This is a genomic window from Streptococcus dentapri, assembly GCF_042649885.1.
Taxonomy (GTDB): Bacteria; Bacillota; Bacilli; order Lactobacillales; family Streptococcaceae; genus Streptococcus; species Streptococcus dentapri.
This window is the reverse complement of sequence record NZ_JBHSAC010000001.1, coordinates 1-23,876: the sequence shown is the minus strand read 5'-3', so window position 1 is coordinate 23,876 and position 23,876 is coordinate 1. Positions and strand designations below refer to the sequence as shown.

Annotated in this window: 25 protein-coding genes, 2 pseudogenes and 1 other annotated feature; of the genes and pseudogenes, 2 read left to right on the top strand and 25 right to left on the bottom strand. The window is 41.1% G+C overall.

What is annotated here, in order from left to right; all coding sequences use genetic code 11:
• Positions 1-377 precede the first annotated feature (377 nt).
• Complete coding sequence (locus ACFOSE_RS00135; protein WP_380428964.1) at positions 378-752, top strand: hypothetical protein; 375 nt, start codon at positions 378-380, stop codon at positions 750-752.
• A gap of 178 nt (positions 753-930) precedes the next feature.
• Here ACFOSE_RS00135 and ACFOSE_RS00130 read toward each other — a convergent pair whose 3' ends face one another.
• From ACFOSE_RS00130 to ACFOSE_RS00050, 17 genes and pseudogenes are all read right to left on the bottom strand, one after another.
• Entirely contained in the window at positions 931-1,506 is a 576-nt protein-coding gene (locus ACFOSE_RS00130; RefSeq protein ID WP_380429045.1) for an alpha/beta hydrolase family protein, read from the bottom strand.
• A pseudogene (locus ACFOSE_RS00125) lies at positions 1,451-1,950 on the bottom strand (transposase); the annotation flags it as partial. The pseudogene ACFOSE_RS00125 and the gene ACFOSE_RS00130, both read right to left, overlap by 56 nt.
• A 72-nt stretch (positions 1,951-2,022) precedes the next feature.
• Positions 2,023-2,106, bottom strand: a pseudogene (locus ACFOSE_RS00120) (TfoX/Sxy family protein); the annotation flags it as partial.
• A gap of 69 nt (positions 2,107-2,175) precedes the next feature.
• A complete protein-coding gene (locus ACFOSE_RS00115; protein WP_380428962.1) occupies positions 2,176-2,460 on the bottom strand; it encodes a hypothetical protein in 285 nt (94 codons plus the stop codon).
• Positions 2,461-2,565: 105 nt separating this feature from the next.
• Positions 2,566-3,351, bottom strand: coding sequence for a type II toxin-antitoxin system toxin PezT (gene pezT / locus ACFOSE_RS00110; protein WP_380428961.1), 786 nt, complete (start codon positions 3,349-3,351; stop codon positions 2,566-2,568).
• Entirely contained in the window at positions 3,351-3,827 is a 477-nt protein-coding gene (pezA, locus tag ACFOSE_RS00105) for a type II toxin-antitoxin system antitoxin PezA (protein WP_380428959.1), read from the bottom strand. Before pezA ends, pezT begins: the two co-directional genes overlap by 1 nt.
• 450 nt (positions 3,828-4,277) lie before the next feature.
• A complete protein-coding gene (rlmD, locus tag ACFOSE_RS00100; protein ID WP_380428956.1) occupies positions 4,278-5,645 on the bottom strand; it encodes a 23S rRNA (uracil(1939)-C(5))-methyltransferase RlmD in 1,368 nt (455 codons plus the stop codon).
• Between the two features lie 107 nt (positions 5,646-5,752).
• Positions 5,753-7,201, bottom strand: a complete 1,449-nt coding sequence (locus ACFOSE_RS00095; RefSeq protein WP_380428953.1) for an LCP family protein — start codon at positions 7,199-7,201, stop codon at positions 5,753-5,755.
• A 33-nt stretch (positions 7,202-7,234) separates the two neighbouring features.
• Positions 7,235-8,059 carry a prephenate dehydratase gene (pheA, locus tag ACFOSE_RS00090; protein WP_380428951.1) on the bottom strand — a complete coding sequence of 275 codons (825 nt, stop codon included), beginning with the start codon at positions 8,057-8,059 and terminating at the stop codon, positions 7,235-7,237.
• Positions 8,056-8,532, bottom strand: a complete 477-nt coding sequence (locus tag ACFOSE_RS00085; protein WP_380428948.1) for a shikimate kinase — start codon at positions 8,530-8,532, stop codon at positions 8,056-8,058. The genes pheA and ACFOSE_RS00085 overlap by 4 nt, the downstream gene beginning before the upstream one ends.
• Complete coding sequence (gene aroA / locus ACFOSE_RS00080; protein WP_380428946.1) at positions 8,525-9,808, bottom strand: 3-phosphoshikimate 1-carboxyvinyltransferase; 1,284 nt, start codon at positions 9,806-9,808, stop codon at positions 8,525-8,527. Before aroA ends, ACFOSE_RS00085 begins: the two co-directional genes overlap by 8 nt.
• Positions 9,809-9,946: 138 nt before the next feature.
• The gene (locus ACFOSE_RS00075) at positions 9,947-11,245 is read right to left on the bottom strand and encodes a polysaccharide deacetylase family protein (RefSeq protein ID WP_380428944.1); all 1,299 of its coding nucleotides are present in this window, start codon (positions 11,243-11,245) and stop codon (positions 9,947-9,949) included.
• A 321-nt stretch (positions 11,246-11,566) separates the two neighbouring features.
• On the bottom strand, positions 11,567-11,926 hold the full coding sequence (gene rplT / locus ACFOSE_RS00070) for a 50S ribosomal protein L20 (protein WP_380428941.1): 360 nt from the start codon (positions 11,924-11,926) through the stop codon (positions 11,567-11,569).
• A 48-nt stretch (positions 11,927-11,974) separates the two neighbouring features.
• Entirely contained in the window at positions 11,975-12,175 is a 201-nt protein-coding gene (rpmI, locus tag ACFOSE_RS00065) for a 50S ribosomal protein L35 (RefSeq protein ID WP_380428938.1), read from the bottom strand.
• A gap of 30 nt (positions 12,176-12,205) precedes the next feature.
• Positions 12,206-12,736 (bottom strand): translation initiation factor IF-3, encoded by a 531-nt coding sequence (infC, locus tag ACFOSE_RS00060; protein WP_380428936.1) that lies wholly within the window; start codon positions 12,734-12,736, stop codon positions 12,206-12,208.
• Between the two features lie 14 nt (positions 12,737-12,750).
• Positions 12,751-12,878: a sequence feature (ribosomal protein L20 leader region), on the bottom strand.
• A gap of 27 nt (positions 12,879-12,905) precedes the next feature.
• Positions 12,906-13,592 (bottom strand): (d)CMP kinase, encoded by a 687-nt coding sequence (cmk, locus tag ACFOSE_RS00055; RefSeq protein ID WP_380428933.1) that lies wholly within the window; start codon positions 13,590-13,592, stop codon positions 12,906-12,908.
• A gap of 1 nt (position 13,593) precedes the next feature.
• Positions 13,594-14,229, bottom strand: coding sequence for an SAG1386/EF1546 family surface-associated protein (locus tag ACFOSE_RS00050; protein WP_380428931.1), 636 nt, complete (start codon positions 14,227-14,229; stop codon positions 13,594-13,596).
• 45 nt (positions 14,230-14,274) lie between these two features.
• Here ACFOSE_RS00050 and ACFOSE_RS00045 point away from each other — a divergent pair, with 45 nt between their 5' ends.
• A complete protein-coding gene (locus ACFOSE_RS00045) occupies positions 14,275-14,472 on the top strand; it encodes a ferredoxin (RefSeq protein ID WP_380428929.1) in 198 nt (65 codons plus the stop codon).
• Here ACFOSE_RS00045 and ACFOSE_RS00040 read toward each other — a convergent pair.
• The 8 genes from ACFOSE_RS00040 to hemW form a co-directional block, all read right to left on the bottom strand.
• Positions 14,456-14,959 carry an EbsA family protein gene (locus ACFOSE_RS00040; protein WP_380428927.1) on the bottom strand — a complete coding sequence of 168 codons (504 nt, stop codon included), beginning with the start codon at positions 14,957-14,959 and terminating at the stop codon, positions 14,456-14,458. The genes ACFOSE_RS00045 and ACFOSE_RS00040 overlap by 17 nt on opposite strands.
• A 184-nt stretch (positions 14,960-15,143) precedes the next feature.
• A complete protein-coding gene (locus ACFOSE_RS00035) occupies positions 15,144-17,735 on the bottom strand; it encodes a GBS Bsp-like repeat-containing protein (protein WP_380428925.1) in 2,592 nt (863 codons plus the stop codon).
• A 210-nt stretch (positions 17,736-17,945) separates the two neighbouring features.
• The gene (gene lepA / locus ACFOSE_RS00030; RefSeq protein WP_380428922.1) at positions 17,946-19,778 is read right to left on the bottom strand and encodes a translation elongation factor 4; all 1,833 of its coding nucleotides are present in this window, start codon (positions 19,776-19,778) and stop codon (positions 17,946-17,948) included.
• Between the two features lie 138 nt (positions 19,779-19,916).
• Positions 19,917-20,333: a nucleoside-diphosphate kinase gene (gene ndk, locus ACFOSE_RS00025; RefSeq protein ID WP_380428919.1), complete on the bottom strand. Its 417-nt coding sequence runs from the start codon at positions 20,331-20,333 to the stop codon at positions 19,917-19,919.
• A 55-nt stretch (positions 20,334-20,388) separates the two neighbouring features.
• Positions 20,389-21,054 carry a TIGR01906 family membrane protein gene (locus ACFOSE_RS00020; protein ID WP_380428916.1) on the bottom strand — a complete coding sequence of 222 codons (666 nt, stop codon included), beginning with the start codon at positions 21,052-21,054 and terminating at the stop codon, positions 20,389-20,391.
• Positions 21,054-21,818 carry a TIGR01457 family HAD-type hydrolase gene (locus ACFOSE_RS00015; protein ID WP_380428913.1) on the bottom strand — a complete coding sequence of 255 codons (765 nt, stop codon included), beginning with the start codon at positions 21,816-21,818 and terminating at the stop codon, positions 21,054-21,056. The genes ACFOSE_RS00020 and ACFOSE_RS00015 overlap by 1 nt, the downstream gene beginning before the upstream one ends.
• On the bottom strand, positions 21,808-22,560 hold the full coding sequence (locus ACFOSE_RS00010) for an acyl-ACP thioesterase domain-containing protein (protein ID WP_380428911.1): 753 nt from the start codon (positions 22,558-22,560) through the stop codon (positions 21,808-21,810). The genes ACFOSE_RS00015 and ACFOSE_RS00010 overlap by 11 nt, the downstream gene beginning before the upstream one ends.
• An 8-nt stretch (positions 22,561-22,568) precedes the next feature.
• Positions 22,569-23,705: a radical SAM family heme chaperone HemW gene (hemW, locus tag ACFOSE_RS00005; RefSeq protein ID WP_380428908.1), complete on the bottom strand. Its 1,137-nt coding sequence runs from the start codon at positions 23,703-23,705 to the stop codon at positions 22,569-22,571.
• Between the last annotated feature and the right edge of the window lie 171 nt (positions 23,706-23,876).

The window sequence follows — 23,876 nt, the reverse complement described above, 5'->3', positions numbered from 1 at the left end:
AAGGGAGCACACATCCACCCTCTTAATCATCATCATAGAAGGCTGTTCTCAGGGCAGGTTTAGACAAAAAACACCCATTTAATAGATAAGCCTTCTATCAATGGGTGTAACTATTTTTATGACGCCATATTTGTTAAAATAATTAAGCCAATAATTCTTTCATCGCATCAACTAATGGTAGCTGTTGGTGTCCAAGCAGGTTTTCCAATTGGCTCTTTGCCACTTCTAGCTGATGGTCTGCAATGCTAGCCTGAATTCCAGCTACAATAGCAATAACAAAATGTGGAAAAAATGATATAATAAGAAGGATTAGAGATTAACAAGTTGGAATCTGTAACTGGAATTTTTTATATTTTGCGAAAGGAGAATATTGATTTATGTTTGCAATATTAGGTGCAGTAATATTTGGAGTTATAGCAACTATGACAGTTCTTGTTGCTTGCGGTTTGCCTTTGGGTGAATTTACAATGGGTGGACAACATAAAGTCTTACCAAAGAACCTTAGAGTTGCAGCTGTCATTTCGGTGGCTATCCAAATTTTTGCAATGATCATTATTTTACAAGCCGGAGGTTTTATTCCCTTGTGGTTCTCTTTTAAGGTTACTAAATATATTTGTTTCTTCTTTGCTGCTTACCTATCTTTGAATACTATTATGAACATGATTTCAAAAAGTAGGAAAGAAAGATTTGTTATGACCCCACTTTCACTTATAGCCGGAATATGTTTTTGGATAACGGCATTTCAGATGTAGTATGTATAATGAAGCTAACCCACAGTGCTTTAAACTGCCGGTTTGTCGCACTAAAACAATTAAATAAAATGACTAAGAGGAAGTAAAAGTAAATAGCTGTACTTCCTTTTTTGATGCTTAAAAAATGGAAGAAACGATGGCTTATGTACGATGGGGAGAATAATACCTTGTTCTATATTCATAGATTACGCTTAATAAATCGATCAATACTGTCATTCATCACCCGAAGGGCTTGATGCTCCACTGGATAGTGTCCGCCATTTGGCAACTGGACCACTTCTACTGGTACTTTTGACATCTGATCCAGGACAGGACGGCTCAATTCATAAGGTGTCCATTTATCCGCATCTGGCTGGGTCAATAAAACCGGAGCAATATCAAAATCCTTGGGAGCAATCTCTGGAACGTAGTTCATGTACGATTGCAAGAAATTGATAGAAGCCAGATTGCTAGCAGATGTCTTGTCTTTCAGAAATACTTTGAGCAAGTCCTTGTCATTGACAAGGGCTGATATTTTTGAAGCAAACCATATGAGCAGCTGAAGACGACCCAAGCCCAAGGCTTTTCCGAGCGTCAATATAGGAACGCCAATTCGTCCCATGAGAACGTGGCTGGTGGTCTGGTCCCTGACAATCTGAGCCTTTTGGTCCAAGAAGGTCATACCAATAATCCCTTTTACCTTTGGATTGCGGGCTGCAACGTGATAGGGTAATGCCTTCACATTCCAGACATTTCTTGATTTTCCGAGCACCATATCTGGACTTGCTTTCAAGGAAAATGCACTTCACCATTTCTTCAAGCTCCATTTCAGATACCGGCTCTACAGCCTTGTAGTAATAGCTGGAACGAGGAATGTTCAAGTAGCGACACATAGCTGAAATACTGTATTTATCCTTATTAGCAGTGATTATTTTTCTTTTCGTGCCATAATCACTGCCGCTTGCTTTAGGATGTCTAGTTGCATTTCCAGCTCTTTATTGCGTTTTCTGAGGGCAATCAGTTCACGCTGTTCATCGGTCAGGTTATCAACAGACTTGAAGGAGCCAGTCGTTTTTGCCTGTTTAACCCACTTATCAAAACTTGAGGGTGTTAAATCATATTCCTTGATCAGTTCACTACGCTTTCTTCCTGCATTGTGAAGGTCAACGATTTGTTGTTTAAATTCATCTGTGAATTGACGACGTACTTTTCTAGACATACTTTTCTCCTGTTTTCTTTAGTGTAGAACACTTTATAAGACTGTCTAGTTTAGTGTGACCTATTCAGTATTCCCCATCATCGCCCGATAGAACACTTCATCCAATTCCGAAAGCTGCTCCAATATAAAATTCAAGTATTCTTTGCTTGATGCCATTTCTACCTCCTGATGGTGCTCCCCGCCGACGCTGACAGCAGTGGGGGACCTTGGTGTGTCTTTTTCTTATTATTCCTGTGTCTTGATGAGTTTACCTTTATTGTATCGAATATAAAATATCCCCATTAAAACCACATTTAAAATCGTAACTACTATGCTTGCTTCTATCTTATACGCTCCTCCTAACAGCAGATTATCGGCAAAAGCTGTCATGGTCAAAATACTCGAATAATCATCAGCCAGACTAACTCCTCCGAGAATTAATCCCCCAATGATATTCCATATTGAATGTGCCATTATGGGTGCAAGGATTGTTTTCCCCGACTCATATAGCACCGTGGTAAAAAGATACATAGTAATAACATTAATGATTGGATGTTGGCTAACCTGAACTTAAAATTTGGCTTTAACTCTAAAGAAAAATCCTTCAATAAACGATAATTTTGAACATAAATTTTTTTAATTTTCATAGGTTCTACTTTTTTTCATTTCCAATAAATCTCTCAACCGTTCCTGCTCTACCTTCATCATCTCTTCCTCCACCTTACTCCATTTTCTGAAGAGGCAGTCTTGAAGAACGTCTGCTGCTGATCCTTCATCGGTTTCTGAATCATAGACACAACTTCTATCTCTCTGATAAATTTGAATCTGGTCAAAGAGTTTGTCTGTTTCTAACTCTCGTAAGTTATCAACTAAATGCTCTACAATACCATCATGGTATTCTTTAGGAGTTGCTCTAGCTTGACTTGGGTTCACTGCGTAGACTTCCTCGTAACGAATTAAGGTACTAAGATAGGACAATTCAGGCTTTGTCGCAATCAGAGCGAGTGAAACATGGTAGTATCTTGATTTTAATAGCTGAGCTGTTGTTCGTGGGACTTCTGTCGTTCTTAAGGTCCCTTCAATTAACAAATGGTAACCTTGAGAACTGAGTTGAGCAACGAGGTGTTCCACCATTTCCCCTGCAAAACCTTTAGTATAATCCACACTATCTTTACCGTATTTTTCTTGCAGAGCTGGGTAATTAGGATGTTGAGAACGATAGCTATCACCATCGATGATAATGATGTTCCCTTGAAATTCTTTTTGCTTGATACGATGAATGGTCGTCTTACCTGCTCCGCTTTGTCCGCCAAGCAAGATAGCTTTGGGAACAGATGATGGCATTTTACCACGAGTTAAGGAACGAATAGTCCGTTTTAAGGCTAGATCAAAATCATCTTGACTAAATTCTTCTAACGCCATTAAGTCACCACCTGATGATTAGCAAGATTTAACATGCGTTCAATGCCATCCAAATAACCATCATAGCGTTCTATTTCATCAAAGGTATTGACAAGATAAATCTTAGTATTGATAAGGTCTAACAAATCATCACTCATCAAAATCCATGGACTTCTCTCATCATCAAAAGCAATTCCTTGACTATCTTGATAACGGTATAGCTGAGATAAAATAGCTGCACCACGTTCTTTAACCACTTCGATTTTTAAAGTCAATTGATAATCTTCTACTGGTGTTAACATCTTCTCTTCTCCGACAATATCGACGTAAGAAACGTTAAATTTCTGACAAATCCGGTCAATGAGTTCTGTTGAAACTGTGCTAGTCCCATTTTCATAGCGACTCAGGCTATTGCGTGAAATCCCAACCATTTTCGCAAATTCTGGTTGCGTTAAATCATGCCTACGACGTAGTGATTTTATATTGTCTCCAATCATAGAATGACCTCCTCATATTTATTATTATAACACAAAAACGGATAACGCACCAAAAATGGTGCGTTATCCGTTTTTGAATAATCACATTTTTCCTTCTCATAAAAATCAGAAGGTAAACTCCTGCTAGTCGGTCTCACTCGTGGCACCTCCTTGAATGTAAAGTTTGAGAGATTTTGTCTCTGTCTGTGTGCTCTTCATTGAGCCTTGTCATTCACATCATTGATTTGATAAAGTTGTCCATGGCAGCCCTTTTTGACGTAAGTCATAGACTTGTCGTTTACTTTTGTCACTTAGTTTCATAAAAATAGCACTCAAAAGTTAGACAGAAAAAATCTAACTTTTAGGATGCAGTTTAACACTAACTCTCTTAAAAATTTGATTTCAAGGGCTTTTAAGCTCCCTTGCCAGCAATACTACACACTCACCAAGTAGGTAAGGCATTTGTAATTACTAACTGCAATCTGTCGATCTTGTTAATAAAACGACTGTTTCGACATGATGCGTTTGGGGAAACAAATCCACAGCTTGAACCTTCTTCAACTTATAGCCCAATTCTTGATAACGGGCGATATCACGCGCCATGGTGGCTGGGTTGCAGGAGATATAGGTTATTTTGCGAGGCTGCATGGCGCTACTTGCTTTGATGAAGCTTTCGGTCAGACCTTTGCGGGGTGGATCTACGATGATGACGCTGGGTTGGATGCCGTCCTTGCGCCATTTAGCCATGGCATGTTCTGCTGAATCGGCTACATAATGGGCATTGTTAATAGCATTGAGCTGGGCATTTTTCTTGGCATCTTCTACCGCTGCTGTAATCACCTCTACACCATAGACGGCTTTGACTGTCTTGGCAAAGGAGAGACCGATTGTCCCAATACCAGAATAGGCATCAATGACAACATCATCAGTTGTGAGATCAGAAAAGTCAATAGCCGTCTGATAGAGCTTCTCAGCCATGACAGTATTGACCTGATAGAAAGACTGGGCAGAGATAGCAAAGCGGTTGCCCAGCATAGTGTCTTCAATGGTGTCACCACCATAAAGCGTTCGAAATTCAGAACCAAAAATAGCATTGGTATTTTGATCATTGATATTTTGAATGATGGATTTAACCCTTGGAAAGGTTTGAGTGATTTGTTCAATCAGTTGGTCAATGCAAAAAAACTTAGGATGAGTGGTTACAAACACTAGCATCATTTCTCCGCTATAATGACCACGGCGGACAACCAGGTTGCGAATGAGACCTGTCTGTTCCTTTTCATCATAGGGTTTGATATTAAAACGCCGCAACAAATCTCGCACAAAGAAAATGAGTTTGTCAATTTCCTTGTCCTGAATGTAGAAGTCCTCAATAGACATCAAATCGTGAGAATTTTTGCGAAAAAAACCGATTTCTAGCTGTCCCTTTACTTGTCGGACAGGGACCTGAGCCTTATTGCGATAAGCATAAGGCTCGGTCATTCCCAGTGTTTCTGCCACCGACACATCCGTGATATGAGCAATCTTACGCAGGGCTTCACTGACCTGTCTTTGCTTGAATTTTAACTGTTGGCTATAAGACAGATGACCCAAATCAGCGATTCCCGTCCTTAGATAGTCGGTATTTAACCCTTCATTGCGATAAGGAGAAGTGGTCACATAGGCCTCTACCCGACCATAGCCCATTTTCTTTTTGACCTTGAGCACGCGCATATGGATGATTTCACCTGGTAAGGCATTATCTACGAAAAAAACCAAACCATCAACCTTAGCTACTCCTTGTCCTTCATGGGTCAAATCAAGGATCTCTGTTTCTATCACATCGTTCTTGTTTAACATATTTTTCCTTTTCTAAGACACCTCTGCATTTATACAAAAAGAGAGGAGATCAATCATGATTTCCTAGAAATCACTTCGTCTCACTCTCTATTATATCATAGACGCCTTTAGCGCATGCCCATCTTCTTCAACTCTTTTTTATAATTATCAAAATCAATCAAGAGGGCTTGACCACCATACATATCATAATCATCCACCCAGTCACCATATTCAGGTAGAGTCATCTGCTCAATACCATTTGAAGCATCAGACATAACAGAAACGGCATTTGTGGCTAAGAAACTATAAGGGACATTAGTTGAAGTCAAGGCAAAGACCTTACCGATCGCTTCGGAACCTGTAAAGAGTTTGGACACATTTTTAGTCTGATTTAAAACCGCTGACATAACTTGCTGTTGGCGCTTGGTACGACCAAAGTCTCCTTCGTCATCCTTACGGAAACGAGCATAATTTAGTAGGGTGCGGCCATCCATTCTTTGCTTACCTTCTGATATGGTCTGGTTAGGCGTAACCCCATCTTTAGAATTGAGGTCATCGGGAACTTCAACTTCTGAGACATCTTGACCTTCAACCGTTGCAAACTGGGCATTGATTTCTACTCCTTTAGGAAAGAGAGTATCAATAGCTTCAGCGAAGGTTTCAAAGTCCAACATGACGTAATATTTGATATCAATATCAAAATTATCCTTGAGGGTCTTTCTCATGTATTCGGCCCCCTGATTGCCATCTTGTTCGCCGAGATTGAAAGCTGTATTGAGCTTTTGATCATAGGAATAGGCATCAGTGCTAGCCCCTTCAATATTGACTAAAGTATCGCGCATAAAGCTAACTAGTTTAACCTTGTTATCGCTATTGCCGACATTGAGAACCATGATGGAGTCGGTACGAGCATCGGTTGAGCCTTGGGTGACTCTTTTATCGCTTCCTAAAATTAGGATATTGGTTCCATCAGCAGTATCTTGGCCGTTAAACTTCTCCACAACAGCAGCAGAGTATTTCCCATTGCCACCAACAGAAGAAAAACCCTTATAGAATTTATAGCCCATAGCAGCAAGGATAGCCAGTAAAATCACCGCCAGCGTCAGTAAAATGCGTTTGATTCTAAAGCGTCGACGTCCAGATTTTTTTGGACGTGGACTTTTAGGTGATTTAGAGGCGGCGACTGCTTCTGCTTTCTGAGATCTAGCCTGTGCCACCTGCCTCGCCTTTCTGCTGCGGTGGGCAGAATGTTCATCATCGTAAACTGGCAGGCCTTGCGCGGTATACTGTCTTTGTTCATAATCAGTATAAGGACTCTCATCTGTATAAGCATAGTCATCATTAGCATAATATTCTTGAGTCCAATCACCTGAATTTTCAGATTCGTAGTAGTTAGCAGAACCATTTGAATGCGAATAATCAAACTGATTTCTATTGCGATGATATTGATTAAAGGCTTCGACCTTAGATCTCAAGTATTCATACTCAGCCTCCTCCTTTGGAGATAGGTAATTGAGATTACGCATCAAATAATTGTACCGCAATTCTTCATGGTGCGTAAGATTTTGATTTGCCATGTATTTCTCTCTTTTTATTATAAATTCTTAACCTTAAATCCTATAAACGTCATACTCTCCCAGCACTTTGAAGTTAATCCTCAAAGTCAATAATTCCTCTAGGGAAAAGTCCAATAGTTTCTCTGAGCGATTTTCTAAATCAATGATAAAGAAGTATTCTCCCAGAACTGTTTTTAGGGGACGACTTTCAGTTTTTGTCAGATTGATACCGCGCCAAGCAAAGACAGATAATGCTTTGTAAAGCGCTCCTGGTAAATTATCCGGCAGGGTTAAAGCCAGAGAAACCTTGCTAGCTTCAGCCTGAAGGGAAATCTGCGCTTTCTGATGACCTAAAACCCAAAAGCGGGTAAAATTTTCATCAATTTCTTGAATATCTTGAGCAATTATGGTTAAACCGTATTCTTCGGCAGCAGCATGAGGAGCAATCGCTGCATAGGGCTGCTCCGGATGCTCCGTTACAAATCTAGCTGCATAGGCTGTGCTTGCCATAATCTCAGCCTTAGCCTGTGGGTAATACTGCCGGATATACTGTTCCCCTTGAGCAAGAGCCTGAGGATGAGAAAAAATTTTTTCAATTTTCTTATCGCTAGCAGTCGCCATCAGCTGCTGCTTGATGGGTTGAATAATCTCTGCAACAGCCTTGATCTCAGCCTGATGAAAGAGATAATCCAAGGTTTCATGGACAGATCCCTCGATTGAATTCTCAATAGGAACAATAGCAAAGTCTGCTTCTTGATTTTCATAGGCTTTGATGACCTCTGTAATATTGGCATAGGGCTGCAAATCTTCCTGTGGGAAAACTTTTAAAGCAGCACTGTGAGTAAAAGAACCATTAGGTCCTAAATAAGCAATCTTCATCCGATTTCCTCAACAATTTCCTCTGGTGTCTTATTTCTGACATCAATTATTCTAGTAGCCGCCTGTTCATAGAGTTTTTGACGCTCTTCAAAGATAGCCCGGAAGTCGGCCTTGCTATTGTTAACAAAAAGCGGACGAATATTTTTCTCATCTTGAGCAATCCGCTGATAGAGTGTATCAAAGTCGGCCTTGAGATAGATTGTCTCAGGGTTAGCAGCCAAAATATCACGATTGGCTGGGCTGACGACAACCCCACCTCCTGTGGAGATAACCTGATCTGTCTCGGCCAAATCGGCTAGAGTCTGAGACTCAATTTGACGAAAGGCAGCTTCACCCTGATCCGCAAAAAAGTCGGCGATAGGCATATTAATTTTTTCAGTAATCAAGATATCCATATCAACAAAATTCTCATCTAGAAGTTTAGCAATCGTTGATTTACCTGAGCCCATAAAACCTATTAAAAACTTAGCCATTGATTAGTCCTTTCAGGTCATCAAAAAAACTGGGATAGCTTGTGTTGATAGCTTCAGCACGCTCTAGGACAACCTCACCTTCTTCGACCAAGAGAGCAGCGATGGCCATCATCATACCAATACGGTGATCCCCCAGCGTGCTAACCTTAGCACCATGAAGACTTGTTTTTCCTTGGATAATCATACCATCATCTGTTGGGATAATATCAGCTCCCATAGCATTGAGGGCATCAGCGACCACTTGGATACGGTCCGTCTCCTTGACCTTGAGCTCCTCTGCATCACGTATAATTGTTTGACCTTCTGCCTGAGTGGCAAGAAGGGCAATGATTGGCAATTCATCAATCAAACGTGGGATAATGTCACCAACAATCTCTGTTCCCTTAAGCTCTGAGGTTTCAACGGTAATCACTGCGGATTTAGCGACCTCATTAATCTGACTCAACTGGACCTTACCGCCCATAGCCTTGATAACATCAAGAATTCCCGTCCGCGTTTCATTGATCCCAACATTTTCTAGGACAATCTTGGAGTTAGGGACTGTCAGACCGGCAACAAGCCAAAAGGCTGCGCTAGAAATATCACCGGGGACAATCACGTCTTGTCCTCTAAACTCTTGACCACCCTGCAGACGAATTTCTTTACCAGTAACTTCGATATGAGCACCAAACTGTTGGATCATATCTTCTGTATGGTTGCGAGTCCTTTCCTTCTCGATGATGACCGATTCACCATCAGCCTGAAGGGCTGCGAAAATCAAGGCAGATTTCACCTGAGCTGAAGCAACAGGCAATTGATAGTGAATTGGCTTGAGAGAACTACTACCATGAATCGTTAAAGGAGGTAGATCGCGCTCTCCCTGTCCTGAAATTGCAACGCCCATTTGACGCAAAGGGATGCTGATGCGATCCATAGGGCGCTTAGATAGGCTATCATCACCATACATTTCCACTGGAAAATCTTGACCAGCCAAGACCCCCGAAATCAGACGAATCGAGGTGCCAGAATTACCCATATTCAACCTATTGCCTGGCTCCTTGAGACCATGAAAACCAGTCCCATGAATAGTGACCAGTTCACCATCATCTTTAATATCAACACCCATATCACGAAAGGCCTGCATGGTCGAGAGTACATCTTCGCCACGTAAAATATCACGGACAGTTGTCACGCCCTGTGCTAAACTTCCAAACATGATTGAACGGTGACTGATGGATTTATCACCTGGAACACGCAAACTGCCCTGTAAGTGTTTAACATTGGTTTTAAGTTTCATAAAAACTCCATACTAGATTAATCTACATTATCATTTTACCATAAAATAGGGGCAATTTTCAGATGATTGATGCAATAATCTTCCTGCATATGATTCCAAGCAAAAAGCCTGGGCCTAGGTCTCAGACTTTTTTCAATTTTATGCATAACCATAGAGCTCGCTGGTAGTAACAAATCGATATCCCTTAGAACTGAGATAATCCAGAAGAGCCGGGAGGGCATTGACCGTTGATTGGTGGACATCGTGCATAAGAATGACACTACCATCCTTTGTTTGGGTCTTGACCTTCTCCAAAATTGCCTGTGTGTTATGATTTTTCCAGTCGAGAGTATCAACATCCCATAAGACTTCGTAAAGCTGGGTTGCTTTACGAACCGCCTCACTGGTAGCACCATAAGGAGGACGGAAAACTGTAGGAGCTTGTCCCGTTGCCTTGATGATAGCATCTTGGGTCTGACCAAGCTCCCAACTGATTTGGCTTTCTTTTAAGCGATTGAGCTGGGAATGATCCCATGAATGGTTACCGAGTTCATGACCATCCTTTAGCATTTTCCTCATCAACTGCTCATTCCCCAACACATTTTGACCGACGAGGAAGAAGGTTGCCTTGACATGATAACGTTTTAAAATCTTTAAAACCTGTGGTGTCGTAATTGGATTAGGTCCATCATCAAAGCTCAAAGCTACAACATGCCCTGACATCTTTTCCAGCCTTCCTTGACCATGTTTATAATTTCGATAGATCTGTAAATCGTCTCCTTTTAAATAATGAGGATTCAAAATAGAATAGAGTTGTTTGATAGGTAGGTTTAGTTGCTGATCTTTGACTGTTAGGCTCAGCTGACCTCCTGCATAGCTATAGCTAGCTTGTGATAATTTTTTCTGCTGCAAAGCTTTGAGGAGTCCTTGCCTGGTCTTTTTATCTATTTTTTTAGCTTTCAAAAGAGAACTAACCTGAGAAGATAAATCCTTTTTTAAATTCTGTGATCTGGACAGCAGATCAGTCAATTTTAAAACCTTATGATTGGATTTCACATAAAAAGACTTGCTAGAGCTCCCCTTGACTTTAGTGAGGCCAAAAACCTTTTTATTATAGGAATGTTGGTAAATTGTGGCTTGCTGAGTATCCTGCAAATCTGAGTCCACATAGGATATGCCCATAAAATAATAATCAGCACCTTTAACGGCTTTGACCTTAGCGTCCAGCTTCTTCTTCAAATCGGCAAAGGGCTTGCCCTTATCATCACAAGGATAAAAGACATAGACCTTGCCATGTTTTTCCATACAGGTTCGTCTCTTCTGCTGACTCTGAATGAGCTCTGTTTTAATAATTTTTGACAAATCACGTCTCACCGTCTTTTGCTGATGAGCTATAATGATTAACAGAGCCACTGCCAACACAATAGCCGTACCCAGAAGATAGTTTTGTCTTTTCACATTCCCCTCCACGCTTCGGTTATGCTCTATTATAAAATAAAATGGGCACAGCTTCAAGACGACCTAAAAATTTCATTACTTTTTCTGCAACAAAGAATGTGGAACAAAACTCAGTAAATTGTGATAAAATTGCAATTTCGATTTTGTCATCCTGCCTTTTTCTGAACAGTTGATTAACTTGGTCGCTATCACTTGCCAAGCAAGATATAAGGACTGTCAATCAACCACTGCATTAATTTTGCTAAAGCTAGAGAAAAACAAAAAAGGCAGGATTTTTATCCCAGCCTCTTATTCTATCTAGAGATCTAATTCCCTTAAAAATTATTTTCCAAGTTTAGCCTTAGCTGCATCTGTAAGAGCAGTGAATGCAGTTGCATCATTGACTGCCAAGTCTGCAAGCATTTTACGGTTTACTTCTATTTCAGCTAATTTCAAACCGTGCATCAATTGTGAATAAGACAAACCATTCATACGAGCTGCCGCATTGATACGTGTGATCCAAAGTTTACGGAAATCGCGTTTCTTTTGACGACGGTCACGGTAGGCATAGTAGTAAGAATTCATTACTTGTTCTTTTGCAGTACGGAACAAGATATGTTTAGAACCATAGTAACCTTTAGCTAATTTTAAAACACGTTTACGACGTTTACGTGAAACAACGCCACCTTTTACACGAGCCATTTATGTATTTCCTCCAAATAATTCTAATTAATATGATCAGCTACTCAATTATTTCAAGCGAGTAAGCATTGATTTGATACGTTTGAAATCTCCTGAATGCACCATAGAAGCTTTGCGAAGATGACGACGTTGTTTTTTAGTTTTACCATGGAAACGGTGTGAAGTGTAAGCACGGAAGCGTTTCAATCCACCTGAACCTGTACGCTTGAAACGTTTAGCTGATCCACGGTGAGTTTTTTGTTTTGGCATTATTATTCTCCTTTAACTTATTAACAAATCTTATTTTTTATCAGGAATCGGCGCCAGTTGCATGAACATCTGACGGCCATCCATCTTAGCGCGTTGCTCAATGATAGCGATATCCTGTGTCGCTTCAGCAAAATCAGCCAAGACCTTAGCCCCGATATCCTTGTGAGTAATCATCCGCCCTCTAAAACGAATAGAAACTTTGACCTTATTTCCTTTTTCGAGGAATTTACGGCCGTTACGAAGCTTTGTCTCGAAGTCCCCTCTATCAATAACTGGGCTGAGACGAACCTCCTTGACAGTTACAACGCTTTGCTTTTTGCGCTGTTCCTTCTGTTTCTTTTGATACTCAAATTTGAACTTTCCATAGTCCATAATCTTAGCAACTGGTGGAGTTGCCTGTGGTTGAATCAATACAAGGTCAACATTGGCATCATCAGCCGCTGCTTGTGCTTCTGATAATGGTTTAATCCCAAGCTGCTCTCCATCAAGTCCAACAAGGCGAACTTCACGAACGCGAATTTCATCATTTATAAACAAATCTTTTTTTGCGATGATTTTCACCTCTTCATTTTTTTAGAGAAAAACGAAAGCGGACTTGAGAAATCAAGTCCGCACTACATTATATTTCATTTCTGAAATCTTGACATGTAGAGCCAGACAACGCAAGTCGCAAGGCGAGAAGTTCTCACTTCTGCTTTTCTCATTGCTGGTAGTATAACATGAAGAATCACTACTTGTCAATAATTTCCTTCGATTTTTCTAAAATAAAATTAACTACGCCTTCAATAGAGACTCCTGTCGTATCAAAAATAATAGCGTCATCAGCCGGTTTTAAAGGTGACACTTCCCGGTGGCTGTCCTTATAATCACGCGCAGCAATTTCCTGCTTGAGAGTCTCGAAATCACTGGCAATACCCTTCTCTTGGTTTTCCTTAAAACGACGCTGAGCACGCTCTTGCGCAGAAGCAATCAGAAAAATCTTTAATTCAGCATCAGGCAGTACCACCGTCCCGATATCACGACCATCCATAACAATGCCTCCTTTTTGAGCAATTTGACGTTGGAGATCAACCAGAGCTTCCCGCACCAAAGGTAAGGCGGAAACAACAGAAACATTATTAGTCACCTGATTATCACGGATGGGATGAGTAACATCAACATCAGCAAGAAAAACCAACTGTTCCTTACCTTGATGCCCCTCACCATGACCAAAACTGATGGGATATTCTTTTAATAGCTCAACAATGGCTTCTTGATCTGTTAAAGTTACTCCATTTTGCAAAGCCAGATAAGTAGCACAGCGATACATAGCTCCAGTATCTAAATAAGTATAGCCAAGATTCTTGGCTATACTCTTAGCTACTGTACTCTTGCCGCTAGAAGCTGGTCCATCAATAGCAATTCTAATATTTTTCATCTTAGTTTACATAAACCTCATCGCCTGGGTTAGCATACCAATAACCGGATGTCATGTGGTCAGGATTGAGCTCTCTTAATTGTTCTACTGAAATACCGGCACGCGCAGCAATAGCAGCTTCACCTTCACCTTGTTGAACAGTGATGGTTTCACCATTACCAGATGATGACTCTGTTGTCTCTGTATCCGTTGATGATTCTGTTGTTTCTGTCTCTTCTGTTGTTGCCTCAGAGCTAGAAGATTGCTCAGAGGTCGCCTCGCTTTGAGAGCTAGATTTTGAAGTTTCGTAGAAACTTGATGATGTCTTGGTTTCCTTGTTGCCACCATTTGACGTATAGAAAATAAAGAAGAGAACCACCACAACAATAACAAAGAAGACACTGAGTAAAATTGTTAAGACTGGTGTACTGACCAAAGAGTTCCGATTTTTACTAGAGCTGCGATGTCTACCGATAACGATATCATCCTCATCTTCATCATCGTCTGCTTCTTGTTCTTCAACTTCTGCATCTTCAAAATCTTGAAAATCATCGCTATCTTGTGGATCTTCAAGCTCTTCAACTTCTACATCTTCGATATCATCCACTTCTTCATCTCTTGTATTTTTAATTGGTGTTTCCCACGGTTTCTTTGACATAATGTCCCCCTTGTAAAAAAAATAAATTCGTACTAAAATAATAATATGAAAGTGTCTATTATCCCAGAAAAATGTATCGCTTGTGGTTTATGCCAAACCTACTCTAATCAATTTGATTACTATGACAATGGTATCGTCAAGTTTTCAAACAGCGATAAACTTGAGCAAAATCTTTCGGATAATCAGGCTAATCTCTTAGCCGTAAAATCTTGTCCTACTAAAGCCCTCAGGATTGATTCCTAAGAGAGGCTTTTTCTTTTTTATCATTTTGATAAAACTTGAAATAGTCCAAGGAATCTAAGTGATCTAGGAGCTCCACCTCACCTTTAAAAGCTGGATTAAGCGCCAGTGCATCAATGAAATACTTTTTAGGCCACTTGCGCATATGAAAAAGTCTTGACTTACCATCTTCAAAGACCAGTGCTAAGGTCGTTTTAGTAACTTCAACTTTTTTTATGGAAGCAATATCTACCTTGAGCGGTTTTAAGATATTGAGGGAAATAATCCATAATTTATTATCCTCACTGATAATAAAGTAACGATGAAAACCAAATCCAACAAAAATCATAAAAACTGCAATAAAGGACAGGCCGCCTATAGGAACCGTTCCCCTCTCATAAAACAGAGACATGGCTATGAAAATCGGAATAAAAGTAATAGACCAGTAAATAATGGACCAGGATAATTCCGGTTGCCAGTGATATCTAACTTTTCCAAATATCTTTATCATCGAGCCCCTCCATACTAACATATTTTACCATAAAAATAAAAGATTTCCTATCTTAACTAAAAAAAGTTAAAAAGAAATTTTGTTTTAACAAGTTAGAAAGCAAGATGATAAGAAATGCTGGAAGGAAGTGGTGGAAGTGAGTGCAAACAAAACAAAAAAAGAAGGTGAGAGCCTTCTTTTAAAATTAGCTTAGTCGACCTGTGTAGTCGATATTTTCATCCAAATTTCCTGCAAGTTTACGGGAAACACTGGTGTATTGCCAAGCTGCGGCGTTAGAATAGAGGCCGTACTGCTTAGCACTATCTTGTGATAAGTAAGTGTAACCATTGATATAATGAGCAATCCACATATTTTCCATTCCCAGTTGGGCCGTATTCAGGCTACCACCACGGGTATCTAGCCAGCTTGCCATAGTATAATAGATCAAATTATTATAGCCCATGCTTCTCATAGCATCTGTCCAAGCAGCTGTATTGGCATTGATATTGTTAAGCATGTCGCTGCTTTCCATATCATTGACCATAGCGGTGCTAGAAGTCAGTCCATAGCTCTTGGCAACATTAACGAAGTAAGCTGCTTCTGCTCTGGCTTGATCTGCATTGGTATATCTAGCAAAATGGTAAACCGATATCTTCATACCAGCTGCTTTAGCATTAGCAATCTGGCTAGCAGCATAAGGATTGATATAGCTTGTTCCTTCGGTAAGTTTGACTACGACACCAGTAATCCCTTGGGAACGTAAGGACTGATAATCTGCAACTGAAATACTGCCGTTATGGCTACTGATATCGACAAAATAACCACCTGACTGTTCTTTTTGAAGACTATATTGACCTAAATCATGGCCACTTTGACTGTTGTCCTGATAGGTTACATAGGCATGAATGGTGTAATTTCCTTTGATGTAAGAGTGAAATTTTTCATCAACTTTTACTGAGGCGCTGCCATTTATGACATCCGCTTCATACCAGTGAATATTTGCTTGATTGTCTTGAGACCAAGCAGCAACTGCCAATTTCGTAGCCTTCTTAGAGTTATCATTTTCGCTCAGGACGACTTCTATCGTACCTTCTGCCTCATTGTGATTTCTAACTGCGGTTGTCGCATTACTTGGTGCTGTTGTTCTCTCAACAGTGAAAGGACTTGAACCAAGACCAATCATCTTGCCAGCTTCCAAGCTGCTCATCCCGTAAATATGGGCACTGTAGTTACCAGCTTCAAAGTTATGGTTCTTCAATTTAACGGTAGCTGTATAAGTACCATCAGCGTTTTTAGCGGCATCATACCAAACGATATCGTCTTGGTCATTCTTATCACTCCAGACTGGAACCTTCACTGCTGTAATATAGTTAGGTACATTGGACACTTTGATGGTATAGGTTGAATCGTCAACCTTAGCTACTTTTCCCTTGATACTGGGGCGATCAATAGTGATTGTTTTGCCATTCAGACCAATCATCTGACCATTTTGATCGAGATAGGTGTGGATATGGTAAGTTCCATAACCTGAATGGTCACTGTATAAAGCAGCAGCATTACCGTTAGAATCTGCAGAATACCATTTAAGGTCATCTTGATCATTAACGTCTGACCAAACTGCAAAACGAACACGACTCAAATCTGTAACAGTATTAGAAGAAAGATTAAGATTGATTCCCTTATCGCCGAGATTAGCGGTCACATCATTGCGGGGAGCTTCTTTAACCGCATCACTAGTGGCTTTGCGATCAAATCCCTTGGTAGCGGTAAGACCTACCATACCACCTGTAATAGCACTCTGACCATAGATATGGACTTGGTAGTGACCAAAATCATTGTGATGATCAGCTGGTTTTACCGTTAGAGTGTAGGTACTGCTATCCTTTTTGTTAGCACGATACCAAATGATATCATCCTGATCCTTATTATCGGACCAAACAGGAACTTGAATATCGGTAATATCAGCACCAACGTTACCAATGGTAATAGTATAATTGCCGTTAGAATCTTGCTCAAATTTGCTGGTAACATTGGACTTGGCTACCACAATATCTTTACCATCACGCGCAATATTTTGCCCATTAATATAAGAGTAGGTATGGATATGGTAGGTGCCGTAAGATTTATGCTTAGATAGGTCAACATAAGCTGCTGCTTGTGCATCTGCACGATACCAAACAAGATCATCTTGATCGTTTTCATCTGACCAGACAGCAAAATTGATGATTTCATCATCAGCGATATTCTTGTTGTAGCGAAGGGTCAGTTTCGTTCCAGAAACTGTTGCTGTTGTTGTCTCTTGCGCAGCATTGCTGTCTTTAGCAACTGTTGCGGCAACGCTGGCACGAACAAGACTCTTTGATGACGCAGGTACTTGCACCTGCGCTGCTTCTTCTGGTTTAACCTCAGCAGTCGCACTTTCTTGGATAGCCTCAGAAACAGACACAGTGTTTTCTTGGCTCTCTGATTCAGAGCTTACTGTACTGTCAGAAATCGGCGCTTGGTTAGTTGCAGATTCAGAGCCTGCTTCTGAAAGTATTTCGGAAGTCTCTTGTTCTGAGACAGCTACAGAACTGTCAGTTGTCTCACTGGTTGCTTGAGTTGAGCTATTTGCTTCATCAGCGCTAGTATTAGCTCTTGAGCTGATACTGGTAGCGGCAGTAACCTCTGTAGATGGATCAACTGTCCCAGGAGTTGTTTCATCGGCAGATGCTGCAGCACCTGTTCCCAATACCGTCAAGGCAGCAGCACTGGCAATTACCCAGTGCTTCTTAGCTTTGTACATTCGTTTTCGCATTTCCCTAATTCCTTTAATTTTATTAACAAAGTTAGTTTATCATAAACGTTAAGTATTCACAACACCTTGCTCTTAAATCTCTAGTTGGAGTCAGAGTAAGCCCTGACTAGCAACAAGCTGAATCAATTTATATTGTTAAAGCATCTTAACGATTGACTAACTTCATCTCATTATTCGTAAATAAAAAATAAAATCGAGAAAAACTCAATTTTATTTTTTTTCATCATCATCCATACTGAGCACACTGAGGAAGGCCTCTTGGGGCACTTCAACAGAACCAATGGATTTCATACGTTTCTTACCAGCCTTTTGTTTTTCCAGTAGTTTACGTTTACGGGAAACGTCACCACCGTAACACTTGGCTAGAACATTCTTACGCAAAGCCTTGATGTCAGAACGAGCCACAATTTTTTGACCGATAGCAGCCTGAATAGGGACTTCAAATTGCTGGCGTGGGATAATTTTCTTGAGTTTTTCAACAATCATCTTCCCACGCTCATAGGCAAATTCACTGTGGACGATGAAGCTAAGAGCGTCCACCTTTTCACCATTGAGCAAGATATCCATCTTAACCAATTTAGAAGGACGATACTCAGAAATTTCATAGTCAAAGCTAGCATAGCCACGAGTTGAGGACTTGAGTTTATCGAAGAAATCAAAGACGATTTCAGCCAATGGAATCTGATAAATGACATTGACACGGTTATCATCAATATATTCCATGGTTACAAAATCACCGCGCTTACGCTGGGCCAATTCCATAACAGCACCGACATACTCTTGCGGCACCATAATCTGAGCTCTTACAAAGGGCTCCTCAATGGTATCTACCCGAGTGGAATCAGGAAATTCGGACGGATTGGAGACTTCCAGTAGTTCTCCATCCGTTTTATTGACATGGTAAACAACAGACGGTGCGGTCATAATCAGGTCAATATTAAATTCACGCTCCAAACGCTCTTGAATAACGTCCATATGCAGTAGGCCCAAGAAACCACAACGGAATCCAAAACCTAGAGCCTGAGAAGTCTCCGGTTCAAATTGTAGGCTGGCATCATTGAGCTTTAACTTTTCAAGGGCTTCACGCAGATCATTATATTTATTGGACTCAATGGGATAGAGACCCGCAAATACCATAGGATTCATCTGCTTGTAACCATGTAAAGGTTGATCAGCAGGTTGATCAGCCAGAGTGATGGTGTCACCGACACGAGTATCTGCCACTGTTTTAATCGAGGCTGCGATATAGCCAACATCTCCTGTCGCTAAATAATCACGCCCCAGAGCCTTGGGGGTAAAAATACCGACCTCGGTCACATCAAAAGTCTTGCCATTGGACATCAACTGAATCTTATCACCAGGTTTGAGCGTTCCATTGACAATACGAACCTGCAAGATAACACCGCGATAGGCATCATAAACAGAGTCAAAGATCAGAGCTTGCAAGGGAGCTTCAACATCGCCTGATGGAGCTGGTATTTCGGTAACAATCTGCTCCAGAATTTCTTCAATTCCGATACCCGCCTTGGCTGAAGTGAGGACAGCCTGACTGGCATCCAAGCCAATAACATCTTCAATCTCTTGGCGCACACGCTCAGGATCAGCTGCTGGTAAATCGATCTTGTTGATGACCGGTAGGATTTCCAAGTCATTGTCCAAGGCTAGATAAACGTTAGCCAGCGTTTGAGCCTCAATACCCTGAGCCGCATCTACAACTAGAATAGCTCCTTCACAAGCAGCCAGTGAACGTGATACTTCATAGGTGAAATCCACGTGTCCCGGTGTGTCAATTAAGTGGAAAATATAAGTTTCACCATCTTTGGCTGTGTAATTGAGCTGAACAGCGTTTAGTTTAATAGTAATTCCACGCTCACGCTCAAGGTCCATGCTATCTAGGAGTTGCGCCTGCATTTCACGATCGGAAACGGTCTTGGTCTGTTCCAAAATCCGATCGGCCAGAGTTGATTTCCCGTGGTCTATATGGGCAATGATGGAGAAATTGCGGATTTTCTCCTGACGTTTTTTAAGTTCTTGAATGTCCATTCTTTTTCCTTGCTGTAAATTTAATCAGTATTTTCATTATAACAAAAAAGCCGGGCTTATGTTCGACTTTTTTTCTGTAATTTAGAGCCTAGCACATATTTTAAACCGAGAGACTGCTGAGAGCCATATTGGCTGATTTTAGGCTTGACCAAACCAAAGGGCAATTTCACGCTGGGCGGATTCAGGTGAATCTGAACCATGAGCAATATTAGGCATCACCGTTCCTGATGGTGCCATAGCAAAATCACCGCGAATGGTGCCAGGTGCTGAATCAGCTGGGTTGGTGGCACCAAGCATCTGGCGCCAAGACTTGATAACATCATTACCAGAGAAGGTCCCAATGACAAGCGGTCTACTCATCATAAAGTCAGCCAAGCCATCAAAGAACGGCTTATCTGCCAAATCTTCATAGTGAGCCGCCAAAATAGCCCGGTCAGCTTTGCGTACCTCAAGTCGGCTAATGGTAAAGCCACGGCGTTCAGCACGCTGTAAAATCTCCCCGACCAATCCACGCTCAACAGCGTCAGGTTTTAAGATGAAAAATGTTTCTTCCATGAAATAAATCCTCTTTTAGATATTTTCATTATTTTATCATAGCTTTCGAATTTTTTCATGAAAACAATCGAAAGCTTTTCCTTTCTTTGGCTTGATAGCATTTAAATTGCCGCCTAGACCAGAGCCAGAGACTTAGCATAAGGATTTCATAAAAAGCGAAAAATAGGAGGAAACAGTGTAAGAAATAAGTTTCTGGCAGGACCCAGATAATGGGATCTGTATAGGGATTGAAAAGCCAATTATCGGCTCCTGGAAAGAGTAGTTGATGAAAAAGGGTAAAAAATTGGTCAAATCCAATCATCATTCCCAAAAAAGCTAGAAAAACAGGCAGGACAATCAAGGCTAAAAAGAGACGACTGTGAAGCCAGAGAGAGTGCGAATTAAAATGTTTTTTCAAAAATTGGTAAGAGGGAATGATTCCAAGTAAAAAAAGGACTTGAACCAGATGAAAGAGATGCTTAACATCCCTAAAGTGCGCCAAAGCTTCACTAGAAGAGGGGAAATCTGACATCTTGAGCTCGCTCACCCAAGGCAGGGTCAAATACGACATGAGCTGGTTGAAATTATGAAGGAGCTCATGATCAGAAAGACTGACGCTCGCTGCTAGATTTAAGTTATGATTTTCCAGCGGATAAATGAACCAAGCTAGATAAATAGTTGCTAGAGTCGCCAAGCTCAAAAGCCAGAGGACAAAGATGGAAACTTGTATTTTATTTTTCATCAAAATTCCCACTCATCCAGACTGGCTAAGACATGGCTAGGTTGAATCGGCAGACCCACTACTTCTTCTGGTTTGGTAAAGCCAGTCGTTACCAAAAGAGTTGCCAGATCATTTTTGATACCTGCCATAATATCGGTCAGATAGTTGTCACCAACCATAATCGCTCGACTACGCTCAACTCCTAGATATTCCAAGGCTTTATTGACAATGATGGCTTCCGGCTTGCCAATAATCACTGGTTTAACACGGGTTGCCGCTTCAAGCAGAGCTTGAACAGAACCAGCACCTGGAAGTTGGCCGCGCTCTGTTGGAATGTTCAGGTCGGGGTTAGTCCCTATAAAAAGCGCTCCTTTTTGAATGGCCAAAGTCGCTGTAACCAACATTTCATAGGTTAGCCCACGATCCAAACCAACCACCACATAGGCTGGATTTTCTTTATCCTCAGTATAACCAGCCTGGGCTATAGCTGATTTAAGGCCGATCTCACCGATAACATAGGCTGTTTTACCACGCGCCATATCATTCATATAATCTACAGTCGCTAGGGTTGCCGTATAGATGGTTTTCAAAGGTGTTTCAACATTGAAATTTTCTGCCAGCATATCCTGTATCATCTGCGGAGTGCGCATGGTGTTGTTGGTTACCAACATATAGGGAATCTGCTGTTCTTGTAGACGTTGAACGAAACGCTCACCTGCCGGAATACGATCCTTACCCCGATAAATAGTTCCATCTAAATCAATCAGATAGCCTTTATAAGTCATCTTGGTCTCCTTCTTTTAATCGCCACTCAATCAAGGCTTGAGCATGAAGGCCTTGGTCTGAGCGGATTTCATGCTTGGTGCTCAGGCCGTCTCGCTGGATGAGCGATAAAATATCCTTGCCGTAGTGGATTTCTTTAAGGTACTTCAGTTGAATTTTTTTAGGGATGTGCTGCTTTAAAAAGTCCAAATCCATAGCTTCGTACATCCATTCCAAATACTTGCTGTTGTTAACATGACCATTCATGTCCAAATCCAGATAGCGCACATGAAAAAGGACCTGTTCAGCACTGTCGTCCAAAGAATCGTATTTGGGACCGCGGATTATTTTTTTGATTTTTTCAGAGCCATAGGGTTCCACAATGGCTTCTTTGACTGAAACGACCTTGCGACTATCGTAATCCATAAGGACAAAGGTGGAGGAGATGTCAATAATTTTTTGACCATCTTGCCCATAAATAAAGAATTTCCGATAGCAAAAAAGCTTATTGTAGGCGATTGCCTCTGTCTCTACTTCAATCGTTTCAGCATAGTTGGGCAGGCGCTCAATCTCAAGCTCATAGTCAGTAATTACCCAAACCAAATTGTATTTCTCCAGAATAAACTCATCGGTATTGCCCAATTCCTCTGATTGCAGGCCCGATACCTGCAGGGCAAAGGAGAGCAAATGGGGCAATTTGATCTGATGATTTATATCACTTTCGTAAAATGGAATACGGTAGTTGACCTTAAATCTTTTTCCCATAATATTTCTCACTCATCTAATATAAATTTCTCAGCTACAGTATCACCTAGAAAAAGACCCCGCTTGGTCATCCGCAGCTGATCACCAGTAACTTGCAGAAGCCCATTTCTCACGAGTTCTTGGACAATTGAACCGTAGCGAAGCTGAAAGTCTTCCGCAAATTTTTCTTCAAACCGAGTTATAGACAGACCGGTTTTTTTACGCAAACCTAAAAAGATTTCTTCTTCCATCTGCTCCTGTCTGGTCAGGTGTTCTTCATGTAAACGCGCATGTCCTGTCTCCTCAACGGCCCTGAGATAATGCTGAATCGGACCGCAATTGCGGTAACGCACGCCATCAAGATAACCCGAAGCTCCAGCACCGACACCATAGTATTCAGCATTGTCCCAGTAAACTAAATTGTGTTGACTCTCAAAACCAGGTTTAGAAAAGTTGGAAATTTCATAATGCTCAAAACCATTTTTTTCCAACTCAGCAATAATATAGTTAAACATTTCGGCTTCCAAATCCTCTGTGGGCAGACTGAGGCGGCCGCGGCGCATACGGTTCATAAAGACGGTATGCTGCTCCAAAATCAAGCTGTACAAGCTCATATGGGGAATATCCAAAGCCAGAGCTTTAGCGACATTAGTCCGAACCTGCTCCATGGTTTGACCGGGCAGGGCATAGATTAAATCAATTGATATATTATCAAAGTCAGCTTCTTTCAGAGCAGCAAGGGACTCATAAATCTGGGCTTCAGTGTGACTGCGGCCAATTCGTTTGAGCTCCTTATCATCAAAGGTCTGCACACCAAGAGATACCCGATTGAGAGCTGAATGTTTTAAAACCTCAATCTTATCGGGAGTCAAATCTCCCGGATTGGCCTCAATGGTAAACTCTTCCAAAGTTTCTAAATCCAAATTCGCCTCCAACTGACTGAGCAGATAAGCTAATTGCTCTGCTGTGATGGCTGTCGGTGTTCCACCACCAATGTAGAGCGTTCTGAGCTTTTTGATGTCATACTGATGAAACTCTTGAATTAGCTTCTCCAGATAAGCATCAACCGGCTGATTTTTAATAAAAACCTTGGAAAAATCACAATAATAGCAAATCTGGGTGCAAAAAGGAATGTGCACATAAGCAGAGGTTGGTTTTTTAGACATGGCTCTATTATAGCACTTTCAGGCCAATAATTTAAGGCAAAAAATAGCCTGCTGCTGAGGCTATCATTTCTATAGCAAATGTAAACCGCACAACAGACTATCACCCTACCAAGTCCAAGGCGAGGGCTTGTAATCTTCTGTGCGCTTCATAAAAGCATTTTTCTCATCCGC